This window comes from Cobetia sp. MM1IDA2H-1 (genome assembly GCF_002916775.2).
GTDB classification, from domain to species: Bacteria; Pseudomonadota; Gammaproteobacteria; order Pseudomonadales; family Halomonadaceae; genus Cobetia; species Cobetia marina.
The window spans coordinates 1072272-1090307 of the sequence record NZ_CM133225.1; the positions used below are offsets into that span (position 1 = coordinate 1072272).

14 protein-coding genes are annotated in these 18036 nt (G+C 63.4%); 6 read left to right on the forward strand and 8 right to left on the reverse strand.

Features of this window, described 5'->3' with window-relative positions; translation table 11 throughout:
* The first annotated feature begins 54 nt into the window (after positions 1–54).
* From relA to ppc, 3 genes are all read left to right on the forward strand, one after another.
* On the forward strand, positions 55–2319 hold the full coding sequence (gene relA / locus BOH68_RS04610; RefSeq protein ID WP_077372191.1) for a GTP diphosphokinase: 2265 nt from the start codon (positions 55–57) through the stop codon (positions 2317–2319).
* On the forward strand, positions 2316–3251 hold the full coding sequence (gene mazG / locus BOH68_RS04615) for a nucleoside triphosphate pyrophosphohydrolase (RefSeq protein ID WP_077372194.1): 936 nt from the start codon (positions 2316–2318) through the stop codon (positions 3249–3251). The genes relA and mazG overlap by 4 nt, the downstream gene beginning before the upstream one ends.
* Before the next feature lie 307 nt (positions 3252–3558).
* On the forward strand, positions 3559–6207 hold the full coding sequence (ppc, locus tag BOH68_RS04620; protein WP_077372197.1) for a phosphoenolpyruvate carboxylase: 2649 nt from the start codon (positions 3559–3561) through the stop codon (positions 6205–6207).
* Positions 6208–6319: 112 nt separating this feature from the next.
* On the opposite strand, the gene BOH68_RS04625 is transcribed toward ppc, so the two are convergent.
* The 8 genes from BOH68_RS04625 to BOH68_RS04660 all read right to left on the reverse strand — a co-directional run bounded on the left by BOH68_RS04625 (position 6320) and on the right by BOH68_RS04660 (position 14255).
* Positions 6320–7366 (reverse strand): asparaginase, encoded by a 1047-nt coding sequence (locus BOH68_RS04625; protein WP_077372200.1) that lies wholly within the window; start codon positions 7364–7366, stop codon positions 6320–6322.
* Positions 7367–7482: 116 nt separating this feature from the next.
* Positions 7483–8142, reverse strand: coding sequence for a pyroglutamyl-peptidase I (gene pcp, locus BOH68_RS04630; protein WP_077372204.1), 660 nt, complete (start codon positions 8140–8142; stop codon positions 7483–7485).
* 78 nt (positions 8143–8220) lie between these two features.
* The gene (locus BOH68_RS04635) at positions 8221–9132 is read right to left on the reverse strand and encodes a DUF979 domain-containing protein (RefSeq protein ID WP_077372207.1); all 912 of its coding nucleotides are present in this window, start codon (positions 9130–9132) and stop codon (positions 8221–8223) included.
* Positions 9129–9902 (reverse strand): DUF969 domain-containing protein, encoded by a 774-nt coding sequence (locus BOH68_RS04640; RefSeq protein ID WP_077372210.1) that lies wholly within the window; start codon positions 9900–9902, stop codon positions 9129–9131. Before BOH68_RS04640 ends, BOH68_RS04635 begins: the two co-directional genes overlap by 4 nt.
* A 418-nt stretch (positions 9903–10320) precedes the next feature.
* Entirely contained in the window at positions 10321–11520 is a 1200-nt protein-coding gene (locus BOH68_RS04645; protein WP_077372213.1) for an MFS transporter, read from the reverse strand.
* 262 nt (positions 11521–11782) lie between these two features.
* Positions 11783–12403 carry a hypothetical protein gene (locus tag BOH68_RS04650; protein WP_077372217.1) on the reverse strand — a complete coding sequence of 207 codons (621 nt, stop codon included), beginning with the start codon at positions 12401–12403 and terminating at the stop codon, positions 11783–11785.
* Between the two features lie 219 nt (positions 12404–12622).
* Positions 12623–13237 (reverse strand): CBS domain-containing protein, encoded by a 615-nt coding sequence (locus BOH68_RS04655; protein WP_065392490.1) that lies wholly within the window; start codon positions 13235–13237, stop codon positions 12623–12625.
* 517 nt (positions 13238–13754) lie between these two features.
* Complete coding sequence (locus BOH68_RS04660) at positions 13755–14255, reverse strand: hypothetical protein (RefSeq protein WP_077372220.1); 501 nt, start codon at positions 14253–14255, stop codon at positions 13755–13757.
* A 708-nt stretch (positions 14256–14963) separates the two neighbouring features.
* On the opposite strand from BOH68_RS04660, the gene BOH68_RS04665 reads away from it, so the two are divergent.
* The 3 genes from BOH68_RS04665 to BOH68_RS04675 all read left to right on the forward strand — a co-directional run bounded on the left by BOH68_RS04665 (position 14964) and on the right by BOH68_RS04675 (position 17823).
* Positions 14964–16268 (forward strand): GGDEF domain-containing protein, encoded by a 1305-nt coding sequence (locus tag BOH68_RS04665; RefSeq protein WP_170877343.1) that lies wholly within the window; start codon positions 14964–14966, stop codon positions 16266–16268.
* A gap of 97 nt (positions 16269–16365) precedes the next feature.
* Entirely contained in the window at positions 16366–16974 is a 609-nt protein-coding gene (locus BOH68_RS04670) for a hypothetical protein (RefSeq protein ID WP_077372226.1), read from the forward strand.
* A gap of 309 nt (positions 16975–17283) precedes the next feature.
* The gene (locus BOH68_RS04675) at positions 17284–17823 is read left to right on the forward strand and encodes a glycine zipper 2TM domain-containing protein (protein ID WP_077372229.1); all 540 of its coding nucleotides are present in this window, start codon (positions 17284–17286) and stop codon (positions 17821–17823) included.
* Positions 17824–18036 lie beyond the last annotated feature (213 nt).

Sequence of the window (18036 nt, forward strand, 5' to 3'; positions counted from 1 at the left end):
CGGCGCCCCCGGGCGCTGTCATCAAGATGGCAAGATATTCAAGGACATAGGGTCATGGTCAAGGTGCGCGAAGATCAGCCGCTGACCGATAGCGGTGGTGTGGACATCCCGGTGTGGGTCGCGCGACTGCGCGAGGAAGTCCCGTCGGTGAATGCCGAGGTCATGGTGCGAGCCTGTGAAGTCGCATTGAAGGTGGCGCGTGAGGCGGATGCGCGTGGCGACAAGCCCTGGCGTGAGCCGCTGGTCAGTTTCCGCTTCAGTCTCGAGATGGCGGATATCCTCTCGGAGCTGAAACTCGACCAGCCTGCGCTGGTGGCGGCAGTGCTCTATCGCGCGGTGCGTGAGGGGCACCTGGGGCTTGAGGCCATCGACAAGCACTTCGGTGCCGAGGTGGCACGCCTGATCGAGGGCGTGCTCAACATGGCCGCCATCAGTCAGTTGCAGGCGCCCAGTCATGGCATGGCGCAGCACGATCAACAGGACAACCTGCGCAAGATGCTGGTGTCGATGATCGATGACGTGCGCATCGCGCTGATCAAGATCGCCGAGCGCACCGTCGCCCTGCGTCACGTCAAGGATGCGCCGCGTGAGAAGCGCATGCGGGTCGCCAATGAGGTCTTCGACATCTATGGCCCGCTGGCTCACCGTCTTGGCATCGGTCAGCTCAAGTGGGAGCTGGAGGATCTGTCCTTCCGCTACCGCGAGGAGACCGAGTACAAGAACATCGCCAAGCAGCTGGCCGAGAAGCGTCTGGAGCGTGAGCATTACATCGCCGATCTGCTGGTCGAGATGCGCAGTCTGATGCGCGATCAGGGCATCAAGCACTTCGATGTCGCCGGCCGCGCCAAGCACATCTACTCCATCTGGCGGAAGATGAAGATCAAGCGCATCGCCTTCTCGCAGGTGTATGACGTGCGTGCGGTGCGGATTCTCGTCGGCACCGTCAGTGACTGCTATACGGCATTGGGCATCGTCCACTCGCGCTGGCACCACGTGCCTCACGAGTTCGATGACTACATCGCCAATCCGAAGAAGAATGGCTATCAGTCGCTGCACACCGCAGTGGTCGGGCCCAGCAACAAGGTCATCGAGATCCAGATCCGCACCTTCGACATGCACGAGGAGGCGGAGCTGGGCGTGTGTGCCCACTGGCGTTACAAGGGCCACGACGTCGGCCACAAGAGTCGCAGCTACGAGGACAAGATCGCCTGGTTGCGTCAGGTGCTCGAATGGCAGGACGAGGTCGGCGAGAGCGGGGGACAGGAGTCCATCCGTCAGGGCCTGAGTTCCGACGTGGCGCCTGATCGCATCTATGTCTTCACGCCGGAAGGGCACGTCATCGACCTGCCCAAGATCGCCACGCCCATCGACTTCGCCTATCGCGTGCACACCGAGGTGGGGCATCGCTGTCGTGGTGCGAAGGTTGACGGCCGTATCGTGCCGCTGACCTACAAGCTCAAGACCGGCCAGCAGGTCGAGATCCTGACGGCCACCAAGGGCGGGCCGAGTCGTGACTGGCTCAACCCCAACCTGGGCTATGTGCGCACCTCGCGCGCTCGCGCCAAGATCCAGACCTGGTTCAAGCTCCAGGCGCGGGATCAGAACGTCGACGAGGGCAAGGCGCTGCTCGAGAAGGAATTCTCGCGTCTGGCGCTGGAGAACCTTGATCGCGACAAGCTGGCCAACGCCGTCAACTATCCGACGCGTGATGACATGTACGCCGCCATCGGCGCGGGGGACCTGCGGGTCGGCCAGGTGCTGCATCAGGCGCAGCAGCTGTTCGGCGACACCGATGATCAGGAGCAGCTCGAGCGCCTGCTGCGTCAGCGCAAGCCGCAGGGCAAGGAGAAGCCGGACGCCGTCATGGTGCTGGGGGTCGGCAACCTGAAGACCACCATGGCCAACTGCTGCCATCCGGTGCCGGGGGATCAGATCGCCGGCTTCATCACCCAGGGGCGTGGCGTGACGGTGCATCGTCAGGACTGCCCTAACCTGATCCAGCTGCGCTCGGACGAGCCGCGGCGCATCGTCGATGTCGACTGGGGCCAGCGGTCACGCAGCCAGTATCCGGTGGATATCGAGATCCAGGCCTGGGACCGCTCGGGGCTCCTGCGCGATGTCACCAATGTGCTCAGTGGCGACAAGGTCAATGTGCTGTCGGTCAATACGCGCACCGACCAGCTCGACAACATCGCCACGCTCAGGATCACGCTGGAGGTCGAGAACCTCGATGTGCTGGGACGCGTGTTCGCACGTATCCAGCAGCTGCCCAACATCATCGACGTCAAGCGCCTGCGGGTCGGTGGCAACAAGTCATGAGTGCCGCAACTCCCCCCGGACGCCATGGCCTTGAGGACCTGCTGACTCTGATGGCCGTGCTGCGTGACCCGCAGTACGGCTGTCCGTGGGATCTGAAGCAGGACTACGCGAGCCTGGTGCCGCACACCCTGGAGGAGGCCTATGAAGTCGCCGACGTGATCGAGCGGGCCGCGGCAGATGCCGAGGTACTCGACGAGCTGCCGGCGGAGCTGGGCGACCTGCTCTTCCAGGGCGTGTTCTACGCCCAGATCGCCAGCGAGCAGCAGCGTTTCGACTTCCATGACGTCATTCATGTGCTCACCGAGAAGATGCTGCGCCGCCATCCGCATGTCTTCCCGGATGGCACCCTGGCTTCGCGCCGTGAGGGCATCGCCACGCATGAGGTGGACGCAGGGTCGCTGAATGCCCAGTGGGAGACCCTCAAGCAGCAGGAGTCCGGCGAGCCATCTGCCAGCCAGGCCGCTGACGTCAGCGTGCTGGATGGCGTGCCGCTGGGCCTGCCGGCGCTGACGCGGGCGGCCAAGCTCTCGAAGAAGGCCTCACGTTCGGGCTTTGACTGGCCGGACACTGCCGGTGTGCTGGACAAGATCCGCGAGGAACTCGGCGAGGTCGAGGAAGCGCTGGCCGAGGGCGATGAGGCCCATGCGCGTGAGGAGGTGGGGGATCTGCTGTTCGCGGTGGTCAATCTGGCGCGGACGCTCAAGGCGGACCCGGAGCAGCAGCTGCGGGCGACCAATGCCCGTTTCGCGTCCCGGTTCCGTCATGTGGAAGCCGCGATTGCGGCAGAGGGGCGTTCGCTGAAGGAGGCCAGTCTCGCCGAGATGGATGCGCACTGGGATGAGGCCAAGCGCCGGGAGCGGGCGGCCAGTCAGTCCGAGAGCCTCGAGGATGGCTCGTCGAACGCGCGTGCGGTGACTCCGCTTGTCAGGTGATGTGATGCCGTCGTCAGGCGGCAGAAAGAAAATGTAGTAAGTTTACGCGATAGTCGGATTGTGGAGCCAAGGCCCGCGGTCGTATGCTGATGGTAAGCGATCAGGGCAAGTGCCTTGTCCTGCTTTCCGGTCTGCTGCGCCGCGGGCCTTTCGTTTGGGGCATGCGTCAGATCTCTGTGCCAGTCTCCGTGTCAGATGGCGCACGGCTTGCGACGGGCCGCGAGCCCGTCATGGATCTGTCAATTGAATGCCCCTGATGACAGGGGATGATTCCCGCGGCGGCACCGTCACTCCCAAGGAGGGTTGCATGAGTCACGACCTGCATGAATCGTTGCGCGACAATGTGCGCATTCTCGGGGACAACCTCGGCCAGACCATCGCGGCCGATCTCGGCGATGACTTCGTCGAGCGTATCGAACGCATCCGCGCCCTGGCCAAGAAAGGCCAGCAAGGCGACCTCGCGGCCCGTCGCGAGTTGATCGATTACCTGCGCGACCTTCCCGACAGCGATCTGCTGCCGGTCACCCGCGCCTTCAATCAGTTTCTGAATCTTTCCAACATCGCCGAGCAGCACTACCGCGGCCGCTTCAAGCGTGTCGAGGATTATCGTCCCGGCAGTCAGCCGGATCTGGGCGAGCTGATCACGCGTATCCGTGAGCGTGGCTTCAGTGCCCAGAAGATCGTCGAGGAGCTGTCGGCGATGCGCGTCGAGCTGGTGCTGACGGCCCACCCGACGGAAGTCATCCGCCGTACCCTGATCCAGAAGTACGATGCCATCGAAGGCTGCCTGACCCAGATGGAAGGTGCCTGTGATCGCCCGGAACAGGCGACGCTCGCGCGTGCACGCCTCTCTGAGCTGATCAGCCAGGCCTGGCATACCGACGAGATCCGTCACGAGCGCCCGACCCCGGTGGACGAGGCCAAGTGGGGCTTTGCCACCATCGAGAATTCGCTGTGGCAGGCGGTGCCTGACTTCCATCGTCAGCTGGACGAGATGACGCTGGAGGCGGCCGGCGAGCGTCTGCCGCTGGACGCCGCGCCCCTGCGCTTCGCCTCCTGGATGGGGGGCGACCGCGATGGCAACCCGAATGTCACCGCGCGGGTCACCCGCACCGTGCTGCTGCTGGGTCGCTGGATGGCGGCGGATCTCTACCTGCGGGATCTCGAGCAGCTCAAGTCCGAGCTCTCCATGTGGAAGTGCTCCGCGGCGCTGCGTGCCGAGGCCGGCGATGTGGCGGAACCTTACCGCGAGATCCTGCGGCGTCTGATCCTGCGCATGGAAAGCACCCGTGACTGGGCCAAGGCTGGCCTGGACGGCAAGCGTCACGAGGGGCTCGACATCATCGAGACGCGTGAGCAGCTCTATGCACCGCTGCTGGCCTGCTACCGCTCGCTGTGTGACGTGGGACTGGACACCATCGCCAATGGCGCCTTGCTCGACACGCTGCGCCGCGTGGCCTGTTTCGGCGTGACTCTCACCAAGCTCGACATCCGTCAGGAAAGTACGCGCCACGCCCAGGTGCTCGACGAGCTGACCCAGTCGCTGGGCATGGGCAGCTACTTCGAGTGGGATGAGCAGAAGCGCTGTGAATTCCTCGCCAGGGAGCTGGGCGGTCAGCGCCCCTTGATCCCGCGTCATTGGGAATGCTCCACCGATACCCGCGAAGTGCTGGATACCTTCAAGGTCATCGCGCGTGAACACCGTGAGGCGCTGGGCACCTACATCATCTCGATGGCGGGCCAGGCCTCCGATGTACTGGCGGTGGCGCTGCTGATGAAGGAGGTGGGCGGTGATGTGCGCCTGCCCATCGCGCCGCTGTTCGAGACCCTGGACGACCTGGATCGCTCCGGCCCGGTCATCGACACGCTGCTGGGCATGCCGATCTATCGCAAGCACGCCGGCAATCGTCAGGAAGTGATGATCGGCTATTCCGACTCCGCCAAGGATGCCGGCCAGCTGGCGGCGGCCTGGGCACAGTATCGTGCCCAGGAGACGCTGGTGGATGTCACCAAGCGGCACGGCGTCGAACTGACACTGTTCCATGGTCGTGGCGGCACGGTGGGTCGCGGGGGCGGTCCGGCACATGCGGCGATCCTCTCGCAGCCGCCGGGCTCGGTGACCGGTTCCCTGCGCGTGACCGAGCAGGGCGAGATGATCCGCTTCAAGTTCGGCCTGCCGGACATCGCCAGCCGCTCGATGGAGATCTATGTCTGTGCGGTGCTCGAGGCCAGCCTGCTGCCGCCGCCCGCCCCGCGTCAGGAATGGCGCGACGAGATGAATCGTCTCGCGGACGTCGCGCACAAGGCCTATGTCGGAGTGGTGCGCGAGGACCCGAACTTCGTGCCTTACTTCCGCTCGGTCACGCCGGAGACGGCACTGGCGCGCCTGCCGCTGGGGTCACGCCCGGCCAAGCGTCGTCAGGACGGAGGCGTCGAGACGCTGCGGGCGATCCCGTGGATCTTCGCCTGGACCCAGATTCGTCTGATGCTGCCGGCGTGGCTTGGCAGTGGCGAAGCCTTCGCCAATCGGCTCGAGGAAGAGGGTGGGCTGGAAATCCTGCGCGAGATGATGAACGACTGGCCGTTCTTCTCCACCTATGTCGACATGCTGGAGATGCTGCTGTCCAAGGCGGATCTCTCGACGGCGGCCTACTACGAGCAACGTCTGGTGGATGAGCCGGCGCTCAAGGAGCTGGGGCAGTCGCTGCGTGATCGTCTCGAGCGTCTGGAGAAGGTGGTGCTGGAGATCCGCGATCAACAGACGCTGCTGGAGCACATGCCGTTGATCCGTCAGGCCATCGATGTGCGCAACCCCTACATCGACCCGCTGCATGGCCTGCAGGCCGAGCTTCTGCAGCGCAACCGGGACGCCGATGGCGCCATCTCCGCCGAGCTGTCGCGCGCCCTGATGGTGACCATGGCCGGTATCTCGGCCGGTCTGCGCAACACCGGCTGAGGCGGCGGCTGACGATATCGCGTCGGCCAGTCTTGAGTCACTGCATGAAAAAGCCCCGACAGGCATGCCTGTCGGGGCTTTTCGTTGTCATGAAGCTAACGGCGGTATCTGATTACAGCAGGCCGCTGGCGCGCTCTCCTACCCATGGCATCAGGAAGCGTTCCCGCTGCCAGTCCTCATCCTGATTGAGCGCGACCAGATGCAGCAGCTTGGTGAAGGCGGCCTCCAGCGTCATGTCATCACCGGACAGTACCCCGATGGTGGCAAGGCCCGCGCCTGCCGCATAGTGGCCGATGCTGACCGGGCCATGCGGACACTGGCTGATGCCGGCCAGCAGCTTGCCTTCGCCGCGCGCATCGGCCAGCACGCCCAGAAGCTCGGCATCCGCCGGCAGATTGCCGCTGCCCCACAGTTCCAGCACCGCGCCCTTCACTTCGCTGCGCAGCAACTGCACTCGTACGCTCTCGGCGCTGATGCCGGGGTAAAGCGGCAGGCGGATGATGGCATCCTGGCCGAGGCAGGCGTAATCCGGCAATTCGAAGGCCGGCCCCTGGTCATCCATCAGACGACCCGGATAGACCACCACACGGTCATCGACCCACTCGCCCAGCAGGGGCGCATTGGGAGTGGTGAAGCCGCGGTGATCCTGGGTATACCACTTGCGGGTGCACACGCCGCGCAGCAGCTGACCGCCGAAGGCGACCACCACCTCATTGAGGGTCGGTTGGGCGGCGGCGGTGAGGGCCAGTTCGACATTGGCAAGAGCATCGCTGCCGTCGGCCTCCAGTGGCAGCTGGGCACCACTGACGATCACCGGGCGGGCGGTGCCCTTGAGCTGGAAGGCGAGGCTTGACGCCGTCCAGGCGAGGGTGTCGGTGCCCTGCAGCACCACGAAGCCATCGAAACTGTCATAGGCATCGGCGATCTCGCCCGCGATCTGCTGCCAGTCAGCGGGCGTCGCCGAGGAGGAGTCGATCAGTTGCGGGAATTCGCGCAGGGTGAAGGCGGGCAGACGGCCACGACGGCTGGGCGGCAGATCCTCCAGCGCTGCTCGCAGACGCGCATCGAAGTCTCCGGCCGGCACCAGGCCCTGCTCGCTTTCGACCATGCCCAGCGTACCGCCGGTATACAGCACCAGGATGTGTGTCTCGGGAGTCATCGTATCCACCTGCCAGAAATGGGAAAGCCGGCATTGTAACGCATGCCGGCTGGCGGGTGAGACGTGCTGCCAAGGGGATGACCAGGTCAGCAGCGAGTGCGGTGGCGGCGGAAGGGCTAGCTGATGTTGCCACCGCCGATGCGCACATCCTGCTGATGGGTCATGGCGCTGATGCAGAGGACGCGCACGCCTTCCAGCAGGCTCTCCAGGCTCATGGTCGGCAGTCGGCCATCGAGGCTCTGCTCGGGGAGCGCCGGAATATGCACGAAGCCGGAGCGGATCGGACTGTCCGCCAGATGGCGTTGCACGCCGTAGAACAGGTGGTTGCAGACGAAGGTGCCGGCGGTATAGGAGACGCTGGCCGGCAGACCCGCTGCCTGAAGATCATTGACCATCGCCTTGATGGGCAGGGTGGTGAAGCAGGCATCGGGCCCTGCGACCTCGATGGGTTCATCCACCGGCTGGTGTCCGCCATTGTCCTTGATGCGGTAGTCATCCAGATTGATGGCGACGCGCTCCGGCGTGATGGCGCTGCGACCACTCGCCTGGCCCAGCATGATCACGGTATCGGGGGCGTGACGCTCGATGGCCTCCACCACGCTCTCGATCGCGGCGTAGCGCGTCACCGGCACGCGGCAGGTGCGTATCTCGACACTGTCCGATGAGCCATTCGGCAGGGCCAGGGTCTGACCCTCCAGCTGCTCGATGATCTTGAGTGCCGGATTGACGCTGTCGTGGCCGAAGGGCTCGAAACCACAGAGAAGCAGACGGGACATGGGAGACTCCTTGACTGGCATCGATCACCGCAGGCCACTGCTGGCGGTGATCGATGCGCGGGTAAGCATGAGAACGAATCAGAATGCCAGCAGCAGCATCAGGCTGATGTTGGCCATCAGCATCACCAGCGCCGGAATGATCTGGGCGCGGATGATGTGATAGCGATCATCCAGCTCCAGCAGCGCCGCCGGCACGATGTTGAAATTGGCGGCCATGGGCGTCATCAGCGTGCCGCAATAGCCCGACAGCATCCCCAGCACGCCGACGATGGCGGGATTGCCACCATGCAGGGCGATGACCAGCGGATAGCCGATCCCGGAGGTGATGACGGCGAAGGCGGCGAAGCCGTTGCCCATCAGCATGGTGAACACGGCCATGCCGACACAGTAGGCGATCACGCAGGCGATGAGACTGGTATCGGGAACCACGCTTGAGACCAGCCCCGCGATGGTCTGGCCGACACCGGCCTGATCGAACAGCAGACCGAGCGCGGCCAGGAACTGCGGCAGGATGGCGGCCCAGCCGATGGCATCCGCCAGGCGACGACCTTCCTGCATGCCGGTGCCGGGGCGCTCACGCAGCAGCAGCAGGGCAACGGCAAACGCCAGCACGGTCGCAAGCCCCAGCCCGACCAGTGCGCTCTGCCCGGTGGTGAGGGTGTAGAGGAAGGTGCCGATGGGAATCACCAGTGCCGGAATGAACAGCCGAGACCCCAGACGTTGGCGGCGCTGCTGGCGGGCTTCATCGCTGAGCTGTCCGTAATTGCCGAAGCCGAGCTGACCGGTGGCGGCCAGCAGCGCCATGGCGAGCATGGCGAGGCCGACCACGACATTGGGCAGCCACTGGCCGAAGGCCAGGCTGATCCCGAAGATCATCCAGAAGGCGCTGGTGCCGAGGCGACGCGGATGGTCGCGGTCGGTCAGGGTCAGAAGGGCAAACACCATGACGGCGAAGCCGGTGATCAGGTAAAGGGCATCGATACCGCTCATGAGTGGCTCTCCGTCACGGGAGTGGTGTAGCTGTCAGGGGCTGACGCGGGGGTTGCCTGCAAAGGGGAGGCGGGATACTCCTCGCGCAGCAGTCGATGCTCCTGCTGGATGCGCTTGTCCAGCCGGCGACACAGGATGAAGACCACGACCAGCGAGACGAGTGCGGTAGGAATGGCATAGAGCGCCATGTCCGCGAGACTGACGCTGGTGCCGCTCTTGTCCAGCACGCTCTTGATCAGCAGCAGGCCGCCCGAGGCGACAAAGATCAGCTGACTGAAGAAGTTGCCGAAGTTCTCGCTGACGGCATTGAGTACCCGGATGCGCTGGCTCAGGGTCTTGAAGCGGGGGGAGGCCACGGCTTCCTCGGAGAGGTCGCGCTCGGCGGCACCGACCGACATCGGCGCGACCAGCGGACGGATCATCGCCGGGTGCCCACCCAGCTGCAGCCCGAAGGCGTTGGTCACCTTGCGCAGCAGCAGGTAGCTCAGGGTGATGCGGCCGGCACTGGCGGCACGCAGCTTCTGCACGAGATGCTCGGCCTGGTCACGCAGGCCATTGCGCTCCAGCAGGCCAATGACCGGCAGGGTGATGATGAAAAGTGACACGGCGCGGTTGTCGGTAAAGGCCTGGCCGAGGGCGCCGAGGATCTCGGTGGGCGTCATGCCGGCCACGAGTCCCGAGGCAAAGCCTGCCACCAGGACCACCAGCAGAGCGTTCAAGCGCAGTGCCAGACCGACCACGATGATGGCGACGCCGATCAATGACAACATGTGATATCTCCCGAGCCTGAGGAGGACAGTCTGTTGCGGGGGCAGGACATGGGCTTTCACCTCTGAGTGTGAGCTTGTTGTTGTGAAGTACGTGCCGCGAAGTAGGTACCGTGAAGTACGTTGTTTTACTACGCGAGTTCAGAGGGTAGGGTCAGGCAGGAATAATCCAAATGAGACATTCGGAATATATAAATTAATCGTAATTGTTGAATCGATAGAATCTATCACTTGGAGGTGCATGACAGGTCTGGTCGATATCAGGCAGGCTGACATCAGCACGTCAGCGTGTGAATGCCGGAGCGGGACGCTCGCGTCAACAGGCCTCGCCGGGCGCACGCTCGAACATCACGTCAGCGCGTGCAACCGCTTGGGCAAAAGGGCGGGGCAGGGAAGAGATGAAGAATGCGCAGCAGAGGACTCAGCCGTCGATGACCTCGGGGCTGCCATCATCGCGCAGACAGATGCGCTGACGTCTCCCGACCTTGAGACCCAGCGCTGCGGCGGCGATGAGAATCAGCGCGAACAGCGAGGCGATCACGTCAAGGTCATTGGTGAATTCAAGCAGTATGCCCACCGCCAGCGGGCCGAGCGCCGCCAGCATGTAGCCGGTGCCTTGCGCCATTCCCGACAGCGCCCCGGCCAGGCGAGCGTCGTTGCTGCGCAGTACCAGCAAGGTCAGCGCCATCGAGAAGCTGCCTCCTTGACCAAAGCCCAGCAGTACGGCGAACAGCCAGCGCAGTGACAGCGGGCCGACCATCAGGCCGAGCAAGCCGACCGCCGAACAGGCAAGCAGCAGCAGGATGGCGGGACGCTGATCCCGTCCCATGCGCCCGATCACCGGCGCCAGCAGGGCAGTGAGTACCTGGGCCATCACCGAGGCGGCCATCAGCCAGCCGGCCTCGACATCGCTCAAGCCACGTTGTTGCAACAGAAACGGAAGCCAGCCGAAGACGATATACGCCAGTGATGACTGGCAGCCCATGAAGAAGGTGATCTGTCGTGCCAGTGGCAGGTGCCACAGGCGTGGCGCGTCATGTTGACCGGCCGGCAGGCGCCGAGGCCAGGGGTGCGGCATGCTCAGACGCCAGACCGGTAGGGCGATCACCACCAGCAATGCCCAGCAGCTCAAAGAGGCCTGCCAGCTGTCCAGCCAGTTGGCCAGCGGCACACTGAGCCCTGCGGCAAGGGCGGCGCCAAGGCATAGCGCCATGGTGTAGACACCGGTGAACAGGTCAGCGCGCTCGGGATGTTCGCGCTTGACGATGGCGGGCAACAGGGTGCCCGCGATACCGATACTGCCACCGCACAGCAAGGTCCCCAGATAGAGAAGGAGGGTCAGGTCGCTGGCGCGCAGCCACAAGGCGATTCCCAGGATGACAAGCGCCAGACTCAAGGTACGCTCCGCCCCCAGTCGCCCCGCCAGGCGGGGTGCCAGTGGCGCGAACAGTCCCAGGCATATCACCGGCAGAGTCGTCAGCAGGCCGGCGGCCAGTGTGCTCAGGCCAAGATCCTGCGTGATGCGATCCAGCAGGGGGGCCAGCGAGGACAGCGCCGGTCGTAGATTGAGGGCGACCAGTATCAGGATGAGCAGAAACAGCGGGACGGACATTCGGCGCATGAGGCAGGCCTATCCTGAAGTGAAGGAGAGTCATGAAACGCGGGCGGACAGGGGCAGTGAACCTCCTGAACGCTTGGACAGTTCTGCGAGAATACCGTCATCCTCCCGCACTGTCTTGCGGGTTCCGACCAATATGCAATACCCATGATGCAAGGCACGCCGTGCAATGAACGACCTGCCATTCACGATCTGGCATCCACAACGCAAGACGCCCAGCAGAGGCTGGGCGTCTTGTGAGATAAGGCGGGTTGCAGAGAGGGGCTCAGTATTTCGGCTCGAGCTCCAGCTCGCGAGCCCCGGGGTAGAGCTCAAGCGGAGTCTTGCGTGGCGTGGTGCCAGTTCCCTGCCCTTGCTGCCCGGTACGTGACCTGGTGTCACCGTTGCGCCATGAGGAAAGCGACGACGTGCGATCAGGCGAGACGCTGCTGGTCGACGAGGCAGCGGGACGACGCAGCGCCTTGGCACGAATCAGGGACATGTCCTCGGTACTCAGCAGCAGGCCCTGCTGGGTACGCTCGATCTTCAACAGGCCCTTGAAGTGCCAGCAACGCATCGGGGTATGGGCGACGCGGTAGCGGTGGCCCTCCACCTCCAGCGATACGGCTTCCCTGGGACGGCAGCCCCGGGGGTGAAGCTGTACCTCTTCCAGCAACACCAGACGATTGAAGTCCTGGGGTTGAAGGACCTGGTTGCCTTCATGCATGCGCACCGGGAAGGCGTGGTTGTCGCGGGACAGTTCACGTCGCTTGTGGTTGACGCTGCCAGACCCTTCCAGGACACCCACGCCACAGACGTGCAACAGTTCGCCGTCGATCTGCTTGATGACAAGCACCTCGACGTGGCGTTGCTTGAACAGTTGATTACGCAATGAGCTCAAGGGCATGGCGGGAATCCTCTCTGGCAGCTTCTGGCCTCTTTTCAGTGGCGGGTCGCCAGACGGGTTGGATGGCGTTGAAGCGATATCTGTCGACTATATCATACGCCGTCCTGTCGAGGATTTCCTGAATCCAGCGCCTTGGCGCAGTGATCTATGCAACCTGTCGCTGGATTCATGGGCGTCTTTGATGACAAGGGCTGAGGCGTCTGGTGCCAAGTGCTCATGTCACTCGTACTTGCCAAGTACCGCCCGGCAGATGTCGGCAAAGCTGCGGGCTTCCGGGGGATGCTCAAGGTGGAGTCCGAGGGCCTGCCCGACACGAGATGCCGCGATCAAACCACGGATGCAGGGGTGGCCATCGCTGTCCTCTTCCGTGACCAGCAGGTGGGATTCTCCGCTCTGACGCAGGGTCTCGACCAGATCGCCCACCCTGGCGCGCTTGAGCACTGACAGGGCAATGCCGTGCAGCTCGGCGCGTGGCACCTGCACCATGTCGACGGTGACTTCATCACGCTGCACATCGAAGCGTGTCATGGCCCGCATCACCACGCGCCCGCCTTGTAGCTCGCGGGAGGTGACGACGCCGGTGAAGGTGCCGTCGTGATCATGCACCAGCAGAAGACGCACGCCTGCCTGTTTCATGGTCGCCAGCGCCTGACCGATGGAGGCGCTCCCCTGGATGCTGCGACCCGCGGTCACCGAGAAATCGGTCAGCAGTTCGCTGGCGGGGCTGTCCATGTTGATGTCGCCCAGAGGCTGGAGAGGCAGGCGTGAGGTGGTGACCTGTTCAAGCGGTTTCACTTCGAGGGTGTGATAGGCAGATGGGGCGATGGCATTCATGGAATGACTCCGATACTTGATGAACGATGAGCGTCTGCAAGATGAGAGTCACGCTGATCAAGGGAGTTTCCTGCACCGGGAGTAACGACTTGTTGCTGTTGTCGCAACCACTGATGCAAGGCCCCGATCGAGAGGCGGGCGTGTGACTGGCGCGCGGAAAGACGCCTGTCTGGCAGCAGGCGGGCAGGATGGGACAGAGGCGAAGTGACTGGCAAGAAAGCCGGATGGGGCGGGGGGGTGAAAGATCCTGCGCTGAATGATGGCGGGATGTGACAAGGCACGGCGTCCTCCCGGATCAGGAATCACGTCGTGCCTTGTTCATGCAGGGGGCAGTGAGCTCATCACCGCATCAGCAGGCCCAGCTGTTGTTCCGGATTGGCAACAATGCGCCGCCGGCTCCGTTTCAGAGCCCTCATGTCGAAGTCCTCATGTCGAAGCCCTTATGCCAGGGCTCTTATGCCAGGGCCCTTATGCCAAGCCCTCATGTCAGAGCCCTGATGCCAGCATGCTCACGGCATCACAGCCACTCTTTCAGGTCGCCGCGCACCGAGTCCAGGAAGGTGATGAAGTCCGTCTGACCCTCGCCATCGCAGCGATCGACCTTGCAGGCGAGCTTCATGCGAGTCCCGGCCACGATCTCGTCATAGACCTCCAGCGTCAGCTTCTCCACCTCGGCATCGGCAGGCTCCCGCTCGCCATCTGCCAGACTGAAGGTGGTGATCAGCGTGCCACGCAGACGGGTAGTGCCGCCTTCGGCGACGATCCGGCGGACTTTCAGCCAACCTTCGCGCACCAGGACATCCCCCTGGGCATCCTTGTGCTTGTAGATCGTGCGGTAGCAGGCGTTTTCCGAGGCACCCTTGGCCGCCATGCTCTGGTAGGCCTGAATCATGCGGGTCGCCATGGTGCCGGCTTCGGCAATCTTGCGACGGGCAGCACGGTGTTCGCGCTCGAGACGATCCTGCTTGGAGAAACGCTGCCACAGGTGGAAATCGCGCGTCAGAGTGGTCGCGTCCATTGAATACTCTCTTGTTGCATGAAGGCCGTTGCCCCCTGGCGGGGGAAACGGGCAAGGATGGTGGCGGGAGGCAGAACCTTGTGGTCGTGCTGCTCCGGCCCGGCAGTCAGGCGTATCACTGATGGCCCTCATCATCCCTAATCCGAAGGGCGCTGCCAAGGCAAGCGTCGCCGCGCATGAGCGTCGAGCATTGCGCGGCCCCGTGGCATCCACCGTGGTTGATGCGCCATGCAGCCTCACCGGATAATGGGCCGCATTCAATGCGCGGCCAGGTCATGTCGAGGGGGATGGACATCGTGCGGAAGGGGGATGGACATCGTGCGGAAGAGGGATGGCATTTGAGGTGGGCGGCATCGGATTGCGGCGCCTGTCGGCGAGACGTGATCAGGCTGGCTGTCATGCAGGAGTATCAGGCTGCCATTTGCAGGTGATGGCACCTCACTCACACTCTTGCCTGAAATCTTCTACGAGATGTGGCCCCTGGCGCAAACGCCAACAACGAAGACTTGGCACGTCCATATGCCTTTCCCGCGTCAAACGGCGACGTTATGTCACGTTATGCCCCCTTTCCTGCATGCCTTGAATGACGCGCATGGACTGTCGCCATCACGTTTCACTCTCGAACGTGAGGTAGACTGGGAGCATTCAGACGGTATGAGATTCTCACACGGGACACATGGAAGGTGTCAGTTCAAAGAGGAAGGAATCATGGCGAAACCTGATCGCCGTCGGGCCGGGGAGAGGACCGGTCTGGCTGGGGTGAAGTGGCGTTGGCCGGCTCCAGGAGGGCTGGCTGAGCGGCATGCCGGGCTCTATCAATTGTTCATGTGGTGCTACATCAGTGCGCTGGGTTGCCACATCGGCTATTTCGCCCTGCTCAGCATGCAGCCCTACCCGCAGCCCGTCGTCGCCCAGGTGGTCGGGACCTTGCTCACCGTGGCTTCCATCATCCTGCATCGCAGGGGACATCTGCAGACCGCGTTGCTGCTGCTGGTCGTGCCGGTATCGCTCAAGGCGTCATGGTGGGAGCACCAGTTCGGCGTGGGTGCGGGATTCGAGTACTACCACATCCTGTCGATCTTCTTCATCTGCATCGCGCCGATGGCGCGGATCACGCGTCTCTTGACCAGTGGCGGCCTGCTGATCTTCTATCTGATCGCCCAATCCCTGCCGGGGCCTGTCTACATCGGCTCCTATGAGTTCATGGCCGCGGCCAGCATCGTCAATCTCGTGATCTGTGTCACCTTCATCGGCCTGGTGGCCATCGAGATGGGGTGGGAATCCGAGCGGCGCGAGAAGCGCTATCTGCGGGAGTTGCGCCATGATCAGCTGACGGGGGCCCTCTCGCGGCTTGCGCTCAGGGAGGAGGGCGCACGCATGCTTCAGGAGGACGGGCTGGGGGTGTTGATGATCGACGTGGATCACTTCAAGACGATCAATGACACGCATGGGCACGCCAGCGGTGACGATGTGCTGGTGGAGCTGACACGCCGTCTGAGTCATCACCTGCGCGGCAGTGATCTGCTCTGTCGCCAGGGGGGCGAGGAGTTCGTGGCATTGTGCCCCAGCAATGATCGCCAGGGGTTGCGACACGCGGCCGACCGGCTGCTGCAGTCCATCAACGGACGCGCCTTCGTATTGAACAATGGCAAGCTGCTGCGGGTCACGGTCAGTATCGGCGTGGCCCAGGGAGGGCCGGCCACGGCAGCCGAGTCCTTGCTGCCGGAGCTGATCCGTCGTGCGGACCAGGCGATGTATCGCGCCAAGCGTACCGGTCGCAATCGGGTGGTGACGGCCTGGGACATGCTGGATGAACCCCGCAGCCAGACCGACGCGGCCGATATCCCGGCGACAGCACAAGCCACCGCCCCGATGCCGAGTCCTGCGTCATCCTCGTCAGAGATGCGTCTCTGTGTGGAGGGCTCCCAGCGCGAGACGCGACAGCAGGACACTCACGGCGAAGGTAGCTCCCATGTCGCCGGGACTGGATGCTATGGCTACAAACGTCCTTGAATCGCACCGCTCCCGATGACGGTCGCGCCACTTCCATGGCCGTACCCGGGCAGCCCGGTGGCAAGACCCTTTCTGCGTATTCCGGAGATTGAGATTGATGATCGATACGAGTGGTGGACGCGCGGGGCGTCTCTGGCAGTGCCTGTTCATGACCGCAGCCTTGTTGACGGCAGAGATGACACTGGCGGCTCCTGCAACGACGCAGGACGGTGATGTGAAGGCCGGCCAGGCCAGTGCCGCCGCGCCAGCTGTGGCGCCGGCCCTGCCAACGGCTGCCAAGGCCGGCAACAGCATCTATCGCTGCATGCTCGACGGTGTCCCCACCTGGCAGCAGCAGCCCTGTCATCAAGGGGATGCGCCGGTGGCGCTGGATGACTCCCTGACGGTGGTACCCGCTGCGCAACGCGGGCCGGCAGATCTGGAGGAAGACGCCACCGCGGAGCGTCTCGAGCGCGAAAAGCAGCGGACTCTGGCGGCCCGTCAGGAGAGCCAGCGCCAATACCGGATTCGCTCGGCCATCGATGATGGCTATCTGGTGGAAGGCATGAGTGAGTCTCAGGCGGTGTCCCTGCTGGGCAAGCCCAGTGATGTCAGCGAGACCATCGCCGACAACCAGTCATGCCGCCTGCTCAGCTGGTGGGGAGATGTTCGTGTCCAGTTCTGCAATGACGAGGCTGTCTCCATCACCGCGACGCAGCGGGACTGACGACCTGAACCCCTGCTGGAAGGGGGCCGAGCATGCCTGGCTGCTTGAGTCTTTCGAATCGAGGCCCGGATATTCAAATGTTTAGAATATTTGCATAATAGCGGCATCTTCTAGCGTCGATATGCCATTATCGGGCTGGTTGTTGCTTTCTTGAGACAGCCGGGTGGTGAAGTTGCCACATTACCGAGTTTATCGAACAGTGTTAGATTACTCTCCTAACGCAGCGGCACGCCCCTCAAGTGTTATCCAGGGGCATGGCTGACTGGCCGACGAGCCAGGCTGCAACACTATTCGGTGAGGAGAACACGCATGAACAAGTCCATCCTGATTGGCGCGATCGTTGCTGCACTGGGCATTGGTGGTGGAGTGGCGATCGGCAGCTATACGGCCAGCAACTCAGGCCCTGAATACGCCGATATCGTGGCGGTGGATGCGGTGACGGAAACCGTGACCACCCCGCGTCAGGTATGCCACAACGAGACCGTGACCCATCAGGCGCCCAGCAAGGATACCCACAATGTCGTCGGCACTGCCGTCGGTGCGATCGTCGGAGGCGTGGTGGGCAATCAATTCGGCGGTGGCAACGGCAAGAAGGTATTGACCGCCGCGGGTGCCGTGGGTGGCGGCTATGCCGGCAATCAGATCCAGGGACAGATGAAGAAGGGCGATACCTACACCACGACCGAGCAGCGCTGCGAGACAGTGCAGGATGCCAGCGACAAGGTGGTGGGTTATGACGTCAAGGTCGACATGGGCGACGAGACTCGCACCGTGCATCTTGAAGACAAGCCGGATGTGAAGCGCTTCGAGATTCGTGACGGTGAGCTGGTACTGCCACAGCAGGGCTGAGGCCAGATAGCCGAGCGGTCAGGCGGAGACGAAGAGCGTCGACAGGCGCGGCTCGATGAGTTCTCTCAAACGTTTCCCTCGATCGCTCTGCGCAATAGTCGCCAGACCAGAAGACCCCCGACGGAATCCGTCGGGGGTCTTCTGGTTTCTGGACATCCAGCTCTCTGGGCATCCAGCCGTACCCTGTTTAGTCAGTCTGTCAGACAGTCAGGT

What these genes read in the sequence shown, in the direction of transcription:
- BOH68_RS04640 (WP_077372210.1), bottom strand. Translation starts at nt 9,902, where the DNA reads ATGTTGTCATTGATCGGCGTCGCCATCATCGTGGTCGGTCTGGCACTG.
- BOH68_RS04625 (WP_077372200.1), bottom strand. Translation starts at nt 7,366, where the DNA reads ATGACTCCCGAGACACACATCCTGGTGCTGTATACCGGCGGTACGCTG.
- pcp (WP_077372204.1), bottom strand. Translation starts at nt 8,142, where the DNA reads ATGTCCCGTCTGCTTCTCTGTGGTTTCGAGCCCTTCGGCCACGACAGC.
- BOH68_RS04645 (WP_077372213.1), bottom strand. Translation starts at nt 11,520, where the DNA reads ATGCGCCGAATGTCCGTCCCGCTGTTTCTGCTCATCCTGATACTGGTC.
- BOH68_RS04670 (WP_077372226.1), top strand. Translation starts at nt 16,366, where the DNA reads ATGATCGATACGAGTGGTGGACGCGCGGGGCGTCTCTGGCAGTGCCTG.
- BOH68_RS04650 (WP_077372217.1), bottom strand. Translation starts at nt 12,403, where the DNA reads ATGCCCTTGAGCTCATTGCGTAATCAACTGTTCAAGCAACGCCACGTC.
- mazG (WP_077372194.1), top strand. Translation starts at nt 2,316, where the DNA reads ATGAGTGCCGCAACTCCCCCCGGACGCCATGGCCTTGAGGACCTGCTG.
- BOH68_RS04665 (WP_170877343.1), top strand. Translation starts at nt 14,964, where the DNA reads ATGGCGAAACCTGATCGCCGTCGGGCCGGGGAGAGGACCGGTCTGGCT.
- BOH68_RS04675 (WP_077372229.1), top strand. Translation starts at nt 17,284, where the DNA reads ATGAACAAGTCCATCCTGATTGGCGCGATCGTTGCTGCACTGGGCATT.
- ppc (WP_077372197.1), top strand. Translation starts at nt 3,559, where the DNA reads ATGAGTCACGACCTGCATGAATCGTTGCGCGACAATGTGCGCATTCTC.
- BOH68_RS04655 (WP_065392490.1), bottom strand. Translation starts at nt 13,237, where the DNA reads ATGAATGCCATCGCCCCATCTGCCTATCACACCCTCGAAGTGAAACCG.
- relA (WP_077372191.1), top strand. Translation starts at nt 55, where the DNA reads ATGGTCAAGGTGCGCGAAGATCAGCCGCTGACCGATAGCGGTGGTGTG.
- BOH68_RS04635 (WP_077372207.1), bottom strand. Translation starts at nt 9,132, where the DNA reads ATGAGCGGTATCGATGCCCTTTACCTGATCACCGGCTTCGCCGTCATG.
- BOH68_RS04660 (WP_077372220.1), bottom strand. Translation starts at nt 14,255, where the DNA reads ATGGACGCGACCACTCTGACGCGCGATTTCCACCTGTGGCAGCGTTTC.